The 13,650-nt window shown below is 69.6% G+C and carries 15 protein-coding genes; 9 read left to right on the top strand and 6 right to left on the bottom strand.

Translation table 11 applies throughout. The features are described from left to right. The first annotated feature begins 31 nt into the window (after positions 1–31). From ACIBQ1_RS59480 to ACIBQ1_RS59490, 3 genes are all read left to right on the top strand, one after another. Positions 32–442 carry a winged helix-turn-helix transcriptional regulator gene (locus ACIBQ1_RS59480; protein WP_397292228.1) on the top strand — a complete coding sequence of 137 codons (411 nt, stop codon included), beginning with the start codon at positions 32–34 and terminating at the stop codon, positions 440–442. A 616-nt stretch (positions 443–1,058) separates the two neighbouring features. Beyond that, complete coding sequence (locus ACIBQ1_RS59485) at positions 1,059–1,568, top strand: hypothetical protein (RefSeq protein ID WP_397292230.1); 510 nt, start codon at positions 1,059–1,061, stop codon at positions 1,566–1,568. Positions 1,569–1,812: 244 nt separating this feature from the next. After that, positions 1,813–2,988, top strand: coding sequence for a pyridoxal phosphate-dependent aminotransferase (locus ACIBQ1_RS59490; RefSeq protein WP_397292231.1), 1,176 nt, complete (start codon positions 1,813–1,815; stop codon positions 2,986–2,988). Between the two features lie 191 nt (positions 2,989–3,179). Here the strand turns inward: ACIBQ1_RS59490 and ACIBQ1_RS59495 are convergent, their stop codons facing one another. Next, positions 3,180–4,331: an FAD-dependent oxidoreductase gene (locus ACIBQ1_RS59495; RefSeq protein ID WP_397292232.1), complete on the bottom strand. Its 1,152-nt coding sequence runs from the start codon at positions 4,329–4,331 to the stop codon at positions 3,180–3,182. A gap of 81 nt (positions 4,332–4,412) precedes the next feature. On the opposite strand from ACIBQ1_RS59495, the gene ACIBQ1_RS59500 reads away from it, so the two are divergent. Together ACIBQ1_RS59500 and ACIBQ1_RS59505 are read left to right on the top strand one after the other, a co-directional pair. After that, positions 4,413–4,904, top strand: a complete 492-nt coding sequence (locus ACIBQ1_RS59500; protein ID WP_397292234.1) for an RNA polymerase sigma factor — start codon at positions 4,413–4,415, stop codon at positions 4,902–4,904. Then, positions 4,901–5,383: a hypothetical protein gene (locus ACIBQ1_RS59505; protein ID WP_397292235.1), complete on the top strand. Its 483-nt coding sequence runs from the start codon at positions 4,901–4,903 to the stop codon at positions 5,381–5,383. Before ACIBQ1_RS59500 ends, ACIBQ1_RS59505 begins: the two co-directional genes overlap by 4 nt. 32 nt (positions 5,384–5,415) lie before the next feature. Here ACIBQ1_RS59505 and ACIBQ1_RS59510 read toward each other — a convergent pair whose 3' ends face one another. After that, complete coding sequence (locus ACIBQ1_RS59510) at positions 5,416–6,066, bottom strand: TetR/AcrR family transcriptional regulator (RefSeq protein ID WP_397292236.1); 651 nt, start codon at positions 6,064–6,066, stop codon at positions 5,416–5,418. Positions 6,067–6,243: 177 nt separating this feature from the next. Here ACIBQ1_RS59510 and ACIBQ1_RS59515 point away from each other — a divergent pair, with 177 nt between their 5' ends. Then, positions 6,244–7,833 (top strand): FAD-dependent oxidoreductase, encoded by a 1,590-nt coding sequence (locus ACIBQ1_RS59515; protein ID WP_397292238.1) that lies wholly within the window; start codon positions 6,244–6,246, stop codon positions 7,831–7,833. A gap of 101 nt (positions 7,834–7,934) precedes the next feature. Here the strand turns inward: ACIBQ1_RS59515 and ACIBQ1_RS59520 are convergent, their stop codons facing one another. After that, positions 7,935–9,305, bottom strand: coding sequence for an MDR family MFS transporter (locus ACIBQ1_RS59520; protein ID WP_397292239.1), 1,371 nt, complete (start codon positions 9,303–9,305; stop codon positions 7,935–7,937). Positions 9,306–9,387: 82 nt separating this feature from the next. Between ACIBQ1_RS59520 and ACIBQ1_RS59525 the strand changes: the two genes are divergently transcribed. Continuing rightward, positions 9,388–10,026 carry a TetR/AcrR family transcriptional regulator gene (locus ACIBQ1_RS59525; RefSeq protein WP_397292240.1) on the top strand — a complete coding sequence of 213 codons (639 nt, stop codon included), beginning with the start codon at positions 9,388–9,390 and terminating at the stop codon, positions 10,024–10,026. On the opposite strand, the gene ACIBQ1_RS59530 is transcribed toward ACIBQ1_RS59525, so the two are convergent. Further along, entirely contained in the window at positions 10,023–11,126 is a 1,104-nt protein-coding gene (locus ACIBQ1_RS59530; RefSeq protein WP_397292242.1) for an SGNH/GDSL hydrolase family protein, read from the bottom strand. The genes ACIBQ1_RS59525 and ACIBQ1_RS59530 overlap by 4 nt on opposite strands. 127 nt (positions 11,127–11,253) lie before the next feature. Here ACIBQ1_RS59530 and ACIBQ1_RS59535 point away from each other — a divergent pair, with 127 nt between their 5' ends. Continuing rightward, complete coding sequence (locus ACIBQ1_RS59535; RefSeq protein WP_397292243.1) at positions 11,254–11,697, top strand: winged helix-turn-helix transcriptional regulator; 444 nt, start codon at positions 11,254–11,256, stop codon at positions 11,695–11,697. 86 nt (positions 11,698–11,783) lie between these two features. Here the strand turns inward: ACIBQ1_RS59535 and ACIBQ1_RS59540 are convergent, their stop codons facing one another. Both ACIBQ1_RS59540 and ACIBQ1_RS59545 read right to left on the bottom strand, forming a co-directional pair. After that, a complete protein-coding gene (locus ACIBQ1_RS59540; protein ID WP_397292244.1) occupies positions 11,784–12,167 on the bottom strand; it encodes a VOC family protein in 384 nt (127 codons plus the stop codon). A 249-nt stretch (positions 12,168–12,416) separates the two neighbouring features. Further along, positions 12,417–13,214, bottom strand: coding sequence for an alpha/beta fold hydrolase (locus ACIBQ1_RS59545; RefSeq protein WP_397292246.1), 798 nt, complete (start codon positions 13,212–13,214; stop codon positions 12,417–12,419). A 127-nt stretch (positions 13,215–13,341) separates the two neighbouring features. On the opposite strand from ACIBQ1_RS59545, the gene ACIBQ1_RS59550 reads away from it, so the two are divergent. After that, entirely contained in the window at positions 13,342–13,557 is a 216-nt protein-coding gene (locus ACIBQ1_RS59550) for a 2TM domain-containing protein (protein ID WP_397292248.1), read from the top strand. The last annotated feature ends 93 nt before the right edge of the window (positions 13,558–13,650 follow it).

Here is a 13,650-nt window from a genome sequence, read left to right on the forward strand (position 1 = left end):
AGCCGTTTCGACCCGTACAAAAGGCACATCGATGTTCGCAAGCCAAGATCCAGACCCGCGCCTGGCGGCGGCCCGGACCCCGCCACACCCGTGCGCGTCATGGCCCGACAACGGCCAGGGCATCCGCGACACGCTCGATCGGGTCGGCGACAAATGGTCCATCCTCGTCATCGGCATCCTCGCCGCCGGGCCTTTCCGCTTCGGCGCCCTGTACGACCAGATCCCCGGCATTTCGCAGCGGATGCTCACTCTCACCCTGCGGCACCTGGAACGCGACGGACTCGTCACCCGCACCTCCTATCCCGAGATGCCGCCACGCGTCGAATACGGGCTCACCCTCCTCGGCGAAGGCATGCGCGAGACGGCCTACGCCTTCGTCCAGTGGGCCACCGACCACAACGACGAGATCGAAGCCGCCCGCCACCACTACGACAACCGCTGAACCCCGTTACCACGGACTTGTCCGGCTTGCCGAAGTCTGGGGCCGTTACAGGCCTGAGCCACCGCGGCTCTTGATCGCGCCGAAAACATCCGCAGCAGGTCGCAAAGATTGCCGCACCCTGCCGCGTCCTTATGAGAACCAATCGTGAGGAACGTGCATCTACCTGGTTGCTCGCCCAACGCGGGGTTTATCACTTTTTGTCCAGAAGAGCGGAGCACCCGGAGCCGTGAAACCTCCCTGCATGGTTACCCTGCTGCTCGCCGTCGCCGGTCCGGTGACGTCGGCGTGCGCGGTCGTCGGCTCACCCCGCACCCAGGAAGTCCCGCAGCAGCGGCAACGACCGGTCGTGCCCATGGTCGATCACCCACCCGCAGGTGCAGCGCGCCGACGCGCTCAGCGCGAGCCGCGCCGCATGGTGGAGGGCCGGTGACCTCCGCGGATCGGCGAGAGTTCCACGAATTCGTGTCGGCGCGTTCTCCCGCGTTCATGCGCCTGGCGTTCCTGCTGACCGCGGGAGACCAGCACGCGGCCGTACGACCGCGTCCCCGGCCTCTTCGCCGACCCCGCCGCGCAGCCGGACGCGCGACAGGTCAGGACCGGCTTCGCCCTCGTGGACGTGGACAGCGGCAAAGTCACCTTCCACGCCCTGCCCGGCGCCCGGGATTCCGCCGGTCTGCGCAACGATCTGTCCTGGAGCCATGACGGCTCGCTGATCTGGGAGTGGACCGGGGCACGTCAGACGCCCCGCAAGTATTACGACCTCACGGGACGTTCCCGTCCCGGCCCCGCCAAGGAGGCGTCGAGTGACCAGCCGGCCGGGCTGTCCCCCGACGGCCGGCGGTTGGCCATGGGCGGCAGGCTCGGCTCGCCACCTTTCGTCGCGGACGTCGCCTCCGGTGCGACCACCCTCCTGAAGCCGGGCGGCGGTCTCGCGATCATGCAGTTGCTGGCCTGGGCCGATGACACTCACCTGATCGCCTGGGCCCAGCACGGCGCGACCAACAACTCCCGCTACCGTCTGGTGCTGATCGACGTGACCGGCAAGCAGCAGGTCACCCCGCTCACCGGCTGGACTGGCGCCCTCCCCCGCCCCAACTGGATGCCCGTATTCACCACCACGCTCTGATCCCTGGGGATCTGGACAGCGGGCGCGATCGGCGCCTCGCCGGCTTCCGCCAAGGCCCGGCCGCGCCTGCATCGTGCCTGCATCGTGCCTGCATCGTGCCTGGCTCGTGGCCGCCGTCACCCTGGTCCCGCTGCCGGCCGCCCGAACGGGTCGGCGGCGTACGTGAAACGCTTTCCATCGGAGCAACCAAGGAGAGCCATGGAGACGACATGCACCCACGCGTGAGCGAGCCGGAGGCCGTGGCGTGAGAATTTCGCAACGTGCGCGGGCTGTCGCCCCGTTCTTCGCGATGGAGTTCGGCAAGCACGCCGCGACGCTGGAGTCCCGAGGGCACCACGTCATCAAGCTGAGCATCGGCGAACCGGACTTCGGCGCGCCCCCGGCGGTCCTGAACGCGATGCGCGAGGTCATGGACGGAAGGCCGATGCCCTACACGGCGGCACTCGGGCTGCCCGAATTGAGAGACGCGATCGCGCGGTTCTACCGGAACGAGCACGGCGTCGAGGTCGCCCCTTCCCGGGTCGTCGTGACCGCGGGAGCCTCGGCCGCCCTGGTGCTGGCCACCGCGGCACTCGTCGACCCGGGCGACGAGGTGATCATCGGAGATCCGTCGTACCCCTGCAACCGGCAGATCGTCGAAAGCTTCGGCGCCCGCGTCACGCTCGTCCCCGCCGCTGCCGAGACCCGCTTCCAACTGGACACGGCCTCGGTGAAGTCGAGCTGGACGGACAACACGCGCGGGGTCATGATCGCCACCCCGTCGAACCCGACCGGCACCTCGGTCCCCGCCGACGAGCTCGCGGCGATCTGCGAACTCGCGCGCGAGCGGGACGCGTGGCGTCTGGTCGACGAGATCTACCTCAACCTGAGCGACCACGACGACCAGGGCCGGCCACCGCAGAGCGTCCTGTCGCTCGATCCCGACGCCATCGTCATCAACAGCTTCTCCAAGTACTTCGGCATGACCGGCTGGAGGCTCGGGTGGTGCGTCGTTCCGGAGATCCTCGTGCCGGCGCTGGAGCGCCTGGCCCAGAACTACTTCCTCTGCGCCTCCGCCCCCGCCCAGCATGCCGCGCTGGCCTGTTTCACCCCGGAGTCCTTGGCGGTGTGCGAGGCGCGGCGCGTCGAGTTGGCCGAGCGGCGCGCACTCGTCCTGGAGGGCCTGGCGCGGATCGGACTGCCGGTGCCCGTCCCGCCCGACGGCGCGTTCTACGTGTACTTCGACGTCAGCCACACCGGGCTCACCTCCTGGCAGTTCTGCGAGCGAGCGCTGCACGAGGCCCACGTCGCCCTCACCCCGGGCAAGGACTTCGGCCTCCACACCGCCGGGACACACGTCCGGCTCTCGTACGCGGCATCGACGGATGACCTGCGAGAAGGGATCGACCGGCTGGGGAGATTCGTGGCCACTCTGCGATGAACCGTGGCCGTCCTGCCTCCGGGGCGAACGCCGAACGGGCCTGCCTGCCGGGGGATCGCGGGAAGCGCGGAAGCGATCAGGTTCGCCGCAGCGTGAACGACTCCGCCACGACGAAGGGTGCGGGGCTCGTACGGCGGGGAGCCGGGACGGAGCAAGGCCACCCCGGAGGGTGGCCTTGATCGTGGCGGGGGTCAGACTCGCTCGTAGGCCTCGGCGGGCGTGGAGGTTTCGCCGAGTTGCTGGACGGCGAGTTGCGCGGCGGCGATTCCGACCTCGGCCAGCAGTCCGGGCGCGGCGGATTGGTCCGTGGCCACGGTGAGGGCGCCGCCGCGGCTGATGGCCGGGCGGTCGTGCCAGGTTGTCCCGGGCAGGTCGATGGCTCCGGTGCAGTGTGTGCGGAGCGCACTGCGGTGCCACTGCACCGCGGCGCGCCAGCCGGGCCATGACTGGTCCAGGAGATGCTGTACGCGGAGTTCGGCGTCGGCTTTTCGCTCGCCCGGGGCGCATGCGGCGGAGATCTGGATGAGTTCGTGTCCGGGCGGGGCCAAGGTGGGGTCGGCGAGGCTGTAGCGGGCGGCGTAGATCCGGTCATCGAGGTCCAGTACCCGGAACCAGTCGGGGCCGCCGTCGGCCCGCAGGCCCAGGTCGACGGTTGCCGTGCGGCCGCCGGGCCAGGTGAGCGAGCTGTCGCCGGTCAGCCGGCGCGCTGTGGCCAGGCTGGTGGCCAGGATCGTCGGGCCCGCGGGCAGGGCGGGTACCCGGGTCCGGGTACGTATCTGCGCGCCGAGGCCGGCGGCTCGTTCGGCGAGAAGATCGACCAGGGTGGACCACCCGCCGACCACGTACCGGACACCGCCGGCGAGCGCCCGGCGAAGGCGCTGGTGGGCGAACGCGGCCGAGAGCCGTCCGGGGTCGTGGTCGAAGGTGAAGATGAAGACCACTGCGATGATCGCCTCGGCCGTCTTGGCGTCGACGTGCCGCAGGAGCCATGCGCGCAACGATTCCTCAGCCGGCGCCTCGGCGGGCAGCGCGGCGATGGCCCGGCTGAGTTCGGCCGGCCACGGGCCGAGCCGGCCTCCGGCCCGGACGAGGCCGGCCTGGCGCGGCGCCCCCACGATGGGCGGGGTCAGGCCGCGGCGCTCCAGCCACGCCCACCATGGCCCGTCCACGTAGATCGCGTGGGTACCGAGGTTGGCCCGGAAGGGGGCCGCCAGCGTGCGTGCTCGCCCGCCTGGCGAAGAATGCGCCTCGGCGACGGTCACCCGCCAGCCACGTTCGGCCGCCTCGATGGCGGCGGTGAGCCCGGTCAGGCCCGCGCCGACGATCTGCAGGTCTGGATTCACAAGACAGGCCTCTCTGTGTGGTGTCCTCCTGACAGGAAGGTGGCGGGGAACCTCTGGAAGGTTCCTGCTAATCTTCCCGGCGTGGACCCCGAGATCGTCGCCGCTGCTCAGCAGGGGGACGCGCTCGCGTTGGACCGGCTTTTGGACGAGCTGGCGCCGTACGTGCGCCGATTGTGCGTACGCATCGCTCCGGCTGCGGCCGACGACGCGACGCAGGAGGCCCTGCTGGCGATCTTCCAGGGCCTGCCTTCGCTGCGCGCCCCTGAGGCGATCATCACCTGGGTACGATCGGTCACCGTCCGGACGGCGATCCGGCTGGCCCGCCGGCAGGACGTGGAGGTCGCCACCGAGGAAACGCTCCCGGGCCACCACGCCGCCTCTCCGGAAGGGCTGGTGGACATCGACGACGCGCTGGCGCGGCTGCCGATCCCCCAGCGCGTCGTGCTGGTCCTGCGCACCCGGGAAGGCCTCAGCGAACAAGAGATCGCCACCACGTTGGGGATCCCGACAGGAACCGTGAAATCCCGGCTGCATCGAGCCAGGGCCGCGTTCCGGGAGGTGTGGGAATCGTGAACGAGCCCGTGGCACGCCCCGACCTCGACCCGATCGACCGCCTGGCCGTACTCGCGGCCGCCCTGCCCGGCGCCGTTGTCGGGCAGCGCCGCATCGCCGCCCCCTTCGACGCCGTGTGGCAGGTCATCGCGGACCTGGAGAACGCCACCCCCCGCTACGAACCCGGTGTGGCTCACGTGCGTGTCATCGAGCGGCGCGGCGAGTTCCTGCGCCTGCTGGTGCAGGACAGCGCCGGTCGCGAGGACGCGATGGACGCCAGGCTCCGGCCGGGCTGGTGCCTGATGCAATCCGCCACCATCGTCATCGCCTTCGCCGCCCGCCGCCTGGGCAGCGAGACCCTGCTGGCACATCTGGAACACCGCCGCGTGCCGGCCCCGGAGCCCGACCCGAGCGGGTCGCGGTCCCGCCGCGCCGCCCTCGCGAAAATCGACCGGGAACTCCACACCATCGAACAGCTCGCTACCCACGATGAGCACTGAGGTCCGGGGTGAGGCGTGATCCCGCGATGGGGCTAGACCGCCTGGCGGCGTGCTCGTTGCTCAGCGGCGTCGAGTGCTGGTGTGAGTGGTGCGAGCGTGGTGCGGAGCAGGTCCGGTAGCGAGCCGGACGGCACGACGAGGCCGCCGGTCGTGAAGGACGCGGCGGTCGTTCGCAGCCACTGTTCGAGCGCGACGCGAACCGCGGCGGCCACGCTCGCCGCGAGCACACGGGCGGTGTGCGGGTCGGTGTCGCCGAGGCGTTCGGCGATCGCGTCGGTGAGGGGATGTTCGATCGCGCTAGTGGTTTCGACGAATGCGTCGCGCAGCGTGGGGCGGGTGGTGATCAGCAGCAGCGCGTCGCGACCGGGTTCGCCCGAGGCGGTGTACTGATCCACGATCGCCTCGATGACGGCGTCGGCGAGACCGACGCCGGCGGGCCGGCCGGCCACCGCCGCCGCGACCCGCACCTCCCGTTCGCTGGTGACGGCGGCGACGATCGCCTGTTCGCGGCTGGAGAAGTAGTTGTTGTACGTCCTCGGTGAGACGCCGGCGGCCTCGGCGATGTCGTCGACGCGCACGTTGTCCGGTCCACGCTCAAGAGCCAGCCGCAGTGCCGCCGTACGCAGTGCCTCTCGGGTGGCCTGCTTCTTCTGCTCGCGCAACCCCGCCCGCCTTGTCGTCACCGTCCCAGCATGCCAGCTTGAATGCGTGCGCGCAAACTTGCGTACACGCAGTTTTTGTCTTTAGCCTGGCGTCCTCATCCCGTAGGAAGGACCAGAGCGATGAGGGCCAAGGGCATCAGCCACGACACCGGCTTCGTCCGCGATGGAGACATGCGGGACGGCCTGGAAGGAGTACACGTGATCACAGATGTCGTCATCGCCGGCGGCGGTCCGAACGGGCTGATGCTGGCCTGCGAACTGAGCCTGGCAGGGGTCCGGCCGGTCGTGCTGGAGCGGCTGCCGCAGCCGAGCGAGGAACCGAAAGCGAACGGGTTGCTCGGCCAGGTCGTGAAAATGCTCGACCGCCGAGGGCTGTACGAACGTCTCAGCGGTAGCCCGGAACCGCCGCAGCCCAACTCCGCGTACTTCATGTTCGGCGCGATGGGCCTGGACCTGAGCCTGCTGGAGGACAGCCCCATCCATGCCCTGCCGGCGCCGCAGCGACGCGTCGAGCAGGTCCTGCGGGAGCGCGCCATCGAGCTGGGCGTGGAAATCCGGCGGGGACACGAGGTGATCGGCCTGTCGCAGGACGACGACGCGGTCACCGTCGCCGTCGAGAGTCCGGACGGGGCGTACGACCTGCGGGCCCGGTACCTGATCGGCGCGGACGGAGCCCACAGCACCACGCGCAAGCTCTCCGGCATCGAATTTCCCGGCATCACCTACGACCGGATGACTGTGCGCTCAGCGCACGCTACGGTCCCGGCGGATCGGATCGACCCCGCGACCGGCGCCCTGAACGTACCCGGCTACGGCGCCGTCTTGCCGTTCCTGCCCCACCGCACCGAGCGCGGAGGGTTCTCGTACGCGCCGATGCCTGGCCATCCGCCCCTGATCAGCACCACAGAATGGGACCAGCCCGCGACCGACGCTCCGATGAGCCTCGACGAGTTGCGGGCGAGCATCCGCCGCGTGCTCGGCGTCGACGTGCCACTTGGTCCGCCCGACGGCGAAGGCCCGCACGCGCTGCGCCGGCTGACCGGGGGTAACACCCGGGTCGCCGAACGGTTCGCCGACGGCCGGGTGTTCCTGATCGGTGACGCCGCCCACGTGTACGCCGCCACGGGGGGCGGTCCAGGGCTCAACCTCGGCCTGCAGGACGCGATCAATCTCGGCTGGAAACTCGCCGCCGAGCTCCGCGGAAGCGCCCCGCCCGGGCTGCTGGACAGTTACGAGACGGAGCGGCGATCGGCCGCCCACCGCATGGTGCTGAACGCGCAGGCGCAGTCGGCCCTGATCGCCCCCGGCAGCGACGTCACCGGGCTGCGCGAACTGTTCACCGAACTGCTCCGAGACCCGAACACCGTGCGGCGCCTGGCCGAACTCACCGCGGGCGCCGACGTCCGCTACGACATGGGCGAACCCGGGGCGCACCCCCTGATCGGCCGCTTCGCCCCGGACCTGGAACTGCACACCCCGACCGGGCCGGTCCGGCTGGCCGAGCTGACCAGAACCGCACGCCCCCTGCTGCTCGACCTGACCGAGGAAGCATCACTGGCGAAGACACTCGCCCTGCGGCCCGGCCAGGTCGACATCGTCACCGCGCGCCCCCAGCCCTCCGCGCCCGCCGCCCTGCTCCTTCGGCCGGACTGCTACGTGGCCTGGGCCTCCGCATCACCCCAACCGGATCCCATGGAGATCGAAACGCTCCGGGCAGCCTTGCGGCGGTGGTTCGGCGTCATCCATCCCGCCCGCACCACTGCCGCTCGGCGATCACCTCAGGGGTGAGGAAGGCCCCACCCCAACGGCATGGCGGGCGCGTTGAGCCAGGTGCGGAGCCCGGACGGCGCCCTCTACGGCTACGGCGTGCGACCGCTGAGTCCGGGTGGTCAGACGGAAATGACGGGTTGCTCGGCACGGGGCAGCAGAGCGGCCGGGATGACGGCGAGCGCCGTGAGCGCCAGGGCCCAGCCGAACGTGTGCCCGAACGCCACGGCCGGATGATCGGCGAGTTGCCGTTGCAGGACGACGGCGAGCACGGCCGCGCCGAACGCCCCGCCGAGTTGCTGCGCGATCCGGGTGACGCTGCTGGCGTGCGGGATCCGCGCCCCGTCCAGCCCCCGGAACGCGCCGACCATGATGGCCATGTTGGCCGCGCTCAGTCCGGCGCCCCGCACCACCAGCGCCAGACCCAGAAGCAGCCCGCTCGTGTACTGGTCGGCGAAGGCGAACGGCAGCGTGCCGAGCACGGTCATCGCGATCCCTGCCAGCACCACCGGCCGCGGGCCGACGCGGTCCGCGACGCCGCCCAGCCCTTTGGACAGCAGGCTGCCCACCCCCTGGGGAGCGAGCAGCAGACCGGCGGCGATCACGCTCTGGCCGCGTTCCTGCTGGTAGAACAGCGGAAGCAGCAGCATGGACCCGAACATGGCCAGCCCGGACAGGAACAGCAGCGCCGATGAGGCGGTGAACGTCCGGTCGCGGAACAGTCGCAGGTCGACGAGCGGCTCAGACGTGCGGCGGCAAGCGAAGGTCGCCACCAGCAACGCCCCGGCCGCCATCGGCCCGAGCACGGAGACGTCCCGGAAGCCGCCCACCGTCCCCACTTGCGCCAGACCGTACATGAGCGCCGCCAGCCCGGGCGAGAGCAGCAGCAGGCCGGTCACGTCAAGTGGGCGGCGCTCGCGCGAGGCATCGGCGGGCAGCCGCCACCAGGCCACCAGCACCGCAATCAGGCAGATCGGCACGTTGATGTAGAAGATCCAGCGCCAGCTCAGGTGTCCCGCGACCAGCCCGCCGATGACCGGCCCGAAGATCGGCCCGGCGAGGGCGGGCAGGCTGACGACGGCCATCAGCCGGCCGAGCTGTCTGCCGCCCGCGGCCCGCATGAGCAGGGTCTGCAGGATCGGCAGCATCAGCCCGGCGGCGGCGCCCTGGACGGCGCGGAAGGCGACGAGCGAGCCGAGGTCCCAGGCCAGCCCGCAGAGCGCGGAGCCGGCCAGGAACAGCAGCAGCGACACCAGCCACATCCGCTTGGCGCCGAAGCAGTCGGCGCTCCACCCGGTGATCGGGATCGCCATGGCCAGGGCGAGCAGGTAGGCCGTGCTCACCCATTGCACGTCCGACACCGGTGCGCCCAGATCGCGGCCGAGCGTGTCGATGGCGACGTTCACGATCGTGCTGTCCAGCAGCGGCGCGAGCATGCCGAGCAGGAGAACTCCGGCCAGCCTGAGCACGGCGGAGTCGAGTCGAGCTCTCACGACAACCCCTAACTAGAGACGGTACGTCTCTTAATAGTGCGATATCCTTATAGGAGACGCAACGTCTCTAGTGGAGGTTCTTGTGTCGCAGCAGGTCAGCCAGCGCAGGCGAGGCACGGAGCTGGAGGACACGATCCTGGAGGCCGCCTGGGCGGAGCTTCACGAGGTCGGCTACACCCGCCTGACCATGGAGGGCGTGGCCGCACGGGCCAGGACCGGCAAACAGGTCCTCTACCGCCGCTGGCGCAACCGGGCCGAGCTCGCCGTCGCCGCCATGCGCCACAAAACCGGCTCCATCGCCGACCAGCCGCCCGACACGGGCACGCTGCGCGGCGACGTCATCGAGGTGCTGCGCAGGATGGCTCGGCGGCAGCACGACATCCCCCGGGAAATGCTCCACGGCCTCATGGCCGAGTCCTCGGAGGTCCAGATGGACGTCGCGGTCATCATGGCCGACGTCATGGCCGGCATTCTCGAAAGGGCCGCCACCCGCGGCGAGATCGCCTCAGCAGAGGTGAGCCCCCGCGTCATGTCCGTGCCGACGGACCTGCTCCGCCACGAACTGGTCCTTACCCGCCACCCGATCACGGAGGAACTGATCGCCGAGATCGTGGACGAGGTGTTCCTCCCCTTGCTGGGGTTCGTGCCCGGCGACGACGTTCAGGATCAGGGCCCGGCCCTTCGGGCCCGTCCCGAGCGCGCGAGAGGACGGGGTTTCTAGAGGGCGAGGGTTTCCAGGTTCACGGCGTCGGCCATGGCTTGGGCGCCTTTGTCGTTGAGGTGCATGCCGTCACCGCTGTCCAGGGCGGGGTGGATGTGGTCGGGGGCGTCGGGGTTCTCGACAGCTCGGGCCACGTCGAAGACGGCGTCGAAAGTGTCGGTGGTACGGATCCAGTCGTTCACCTCGCGCCGGGCGGCGAGGCCCTCGGGGGTGCTGATCCCGGGGTAGACGGCGCCCGCGAAGGGGCCGATGGTGGCGGCGAGGATCTTCAGGTCGGCCTTGTGGGCGCGGCGGGCCAGGGCCTTGAAGCCCTCGATGAGGGCGTCGGCGGTGGCGGGAGGTTCGCCGGACATGCCGGGGAGGCCGAGGTCGTTGATGCCGAAGTGCACCAGGACGTGGGTCAGGCCGGGAATGGAGAGAACGTCGTGGTCGAAGCGCGCCAGCGCGTGCTCGCCGATCTCGTCCCGCAGGAGGCGGTTTCCGGCGATGCCCTGGTTGACGACCCATCCCCGCTTGAGTCGCCGGTTGAGGAAGTCCACGGAGCGGTTGTTCGCGCCGGTCGTGGAGCCGACCCCTTCGAACCAGGAGTCGCCGAACGCCACGGCGACCGCGGTGTCGTCCGGGGCGAGCACGTCGACGCCCGAGACGTAGAACCTGGCCTCTATCTGCTCGGCATCAGGGAGTCCGGAAGACGTGACGTGGTTGCCGCCGACAACGTGAGCGGTCTCCATGGGCCTGTGGGAATAGGTGGCCAGGCCTGTCTCCTCAGGGAGATAGAGGCCGAGGATCAGGTCGGCGCCAGAGGCGACGGGCAGATCGATCGGGTCACTGGCGGCCTCTTCTCCCGGCGGGATGGTGAGCCTCTCGGCGCCGCCGAAGGTGAGGGCGGCCTGCCCGTGCTCGGTGGCGACCCTCGCGGCGGCGATGGTCAAGGGGGTGCGGCCGTAACGGTTCGTCAGGCGTACGCGGAGGCGTTCTCCGCCGCCGGCCATGTGGAGCACCTGACGCACCGTCTGGTCGGCGAAGCCGCGCGGTTCGGTGAGCCGGATCTGCTCATAGGGATTGATCACTGCGGTACGGAAGCCGGCTGTCCAGATCATGCTCGCTCCATTTGTTCCGTGGCTTGTGTTCGATGCTCGGCCTGCTTCACTATGGGCGGGTAACTCTCCAGCAGGAAGTACGCACTTCGAAGTGCGTAGGCCACCGCCCGGTAGGAAGGAGCGGTCGATGCCGACGAGGACGGCGGCCCAGAGGCGGGCACAAGCGAAGGGGGACTACGACGCGTTCCTGGCGAAGTGCCCAAGCCGCCAGCTGCTCGACCGGATCTCCGACAAGTGGGTCGCGCTGATCCTGGCCGCGCTGGGCAACGACGGCCCGCACCGGCCCGGAGGCGACCACACCGGCCGGCCGCGGTCGATGCGCTACTCCGAGCTGTCCCGCAGGCTGGCCGGGGTCAGCCAGAAGATGCTCACCCAGACGCTGCGCTCCCTTGAGCGCGACGGGCTGGTCACCCGTACCGTGACGCCGACTGTGCCAGTCACGGTCACGTACGAGCTGACCGACCTCGGTCTCTCACTCCAGCACATGATGCGCGGCATCAAGATGTGGGCCGAGACGCACATGGACGAGGTGCTCGCCAATCGCGAGGAGTACGACACCCACATCGCCTGAACGCTCCGCCACCACGAACACCCAACGGCAGCCCTAGCAGCGACCTTGCCGAATCACTCCGCCGTCCACCCCACCTTCACCCGGATTCAGGGAGACATCGCAGCGCGGTCTGATTCGCTGCGCAGGACGCAGAACTCGTTGCCTTCAGGGTCGGCGAGGATGACCCAGCCCGAGCCGTCGGGTTTCCGATGGTCGGCGACCAGGGCGGCGCCGAGGCCGAGCAGGCGCTCTACCTCCTCCTCGCGCGACGTCTCCGGACGCAGGCACAGGTGGATCCGGTTCTTGATCGTCTTCCTCTCCGGCACCTGGTTGAAGTACAACAGCGGGCCATCCGGCAGCATCACCTGAGTCTCGTGGTCACCCGGCTTGTCCTCCGGATGCAGGGGGCGGCCGGTCACCTCGCTCCAGAATCCGGCCAGCCCATAAGCATCCGCACAATCGATCGCCACGTTCTGCAATACCGAGACCATGAGGAAGAGCCTGCCAGAGCGGCACAGGACAAGGCCATGGCCACCTGCCAGATCCACCGCGTTTCCGCCGGTGACGGGCCTCAGCGGGCGCGAGCCGCCGGTAGTCGGCGGCAGCGGCGGGCTGGACCTTCACCTGACCCGCCACATGAGCCACGGCGGCCGAGCAGCAGAGCCGTGACCCCGGTGCCGGTCAGGTCGTCGACGTCCCGGGCCGTCTTGACCGTTCAAACGTCGCTGCCCTCTGAGACGTCAGCGCGCGGCGCGTTTGATGAGGTCGGCAGTCACGGTGGGCTGCGAGATCATCGCGACGTGGGAGGCGCCGACCTCGTGGATCTTTGACCCGGCCCGCCGCGCCATGAACCGCTGTGCCGCGACGGGGAGCACCTGATCATTCCGGGCGACGAGGTAGTAGGAGGGAATGGTCTTCCACGCCGGGGCGCCGGACGGCTCCCCGAGCGTGCGCGTGTCAGCGGGCCGCTGGCCGGCCTGCATCAGGTCGGTGGCCGCCTTCGGCACGTCGCCGGCGAAAACGTCGTGGAAGAATTCTTTCTTGATGTATCCGTCGACGAGGCCCGCGTCGTAGGGACGGAAGTCCAGCGCCGCCTCATCGAGCTTGCTTCCCGGAAATTTAGTTTGTAGTTCCAGCAGCGACTCACCCTGGTCGGGGGCGAACGCGGCCACGTAGACCAGCGCTTTCACATTCGGGTTGCCGACCGCGGCGTTCGTGACGACGATTCCGCCGTAGGAATGCGCGGCCAGGACGATCGGACCGTTGAGCGTGGCGAGGATGCTCGCCAGGTAAGCGGAGTCGGAGGCCACGCCGCGCAGCGGGTTCGCCGGGGCGACAACCGGATAGTCGTCGCGGATGAGCCGGGCTGCGACGTCGTTCCAGCCGGAGGCGTCGGCGAACGCGCCGTGCACGAGCACCACGGTGGGTTTGGGCTTGGCTTCCGGCCGGGACCGCGCCTGCGCCTCGGACGTTCCCAGCAGGGCGTCGGTTGCGACCGCGGCGGATCCGGCCAGCACCGCTCGGCGGGTCGTCGTCATACGGTGATCCTTTCAACGTGGGGGGTTGGCACCTCGATTGCGGGTCAATGTAAATCCCGGGTAATTGACGATCGCTGAACCAGCGAATTCAGTCGTTATCAAGTACGTCGGCCATAGCCTGCACGGTATGCAAACAAAGAAGAGCGAGACCGCCAGGAAGTGGGGTCTGCGGATCCACCTGCTTTTTTATGTCCTGGCCAATCTGGCCCAGGTCGTGGTGTGGTTACTCTACGACTCGGGCAACCACTTCTGGCCTGTGTGGTCGATAGTCTTCTGGGGCATCGGGCTGGCCTTTCACGTCTGGAGCGTCTACTCGCCGCCCCGGTCGAAGACCGCGCACTGATACGGCAGCTGTAGATCGTTAATCTGAGTGGCGGGTGTCGGCGGTCATGTGACGGACACTGCTGTGACCTCGTTCCATCGTCGGTGGCAGGCG

The sequence above is a fragment of the Nonomuraea sp. NPDC050153 genome (genome assembly GCF_044460125.1).
In the GTDB taxonomy this organism is placed as follows: domain Bacteria; phylum Actinomycetota; class Actinomycetes; order Streptosporangiales; family Streptosporangiaceae; genus Nonomuraea.

Coding starts and splice junctions, on each gene's coding strand:
- ACIBQ1_RS59540 (WP_397292244.1), bottom strand. CDS start 12,167: ATGGTCTCGGTATTGCAGAACGTGGCGATCGATTGTGCGGATGCTTAT.
- ACIBQ1_RS59550 (WP_397292248.1), top strand. CDS start 13,342: ATGCAAACAAAGAAGAGCGAGACCGCCAGGAAGTGGGGTCTGCGGATC.
- ACIBQ1_RS59535 (WP_397292243.1), top strand. CDS start 11,254: ATGCCGACGAGGACGGCGGCCCAGAGGCGGGCACAAGCGAAGGGGGAC.
- ACIBQ1_RS59480 (WP_397292228.1), top strand. CDS start 32: ATGTTCGCAAGCCAAGATCCAGACCCGCGCCTGGCGGCGGCCCGGACC.
- ACIBQ1_RS59530 (WP_397292242.1), bottom strand. CDS start 11,126: ATGATCTGGACAGCCGGCTTCCGTACCGCAGTGATCAATCCCTATGAG.
- ACIBQ1_RS59545 (WP_397292246.1), bottom strand. CDS start 13,214: ATGACGACGACCCGCCGAGCGGTGCTGGCCGGATCCGCCGCGGTCGCA.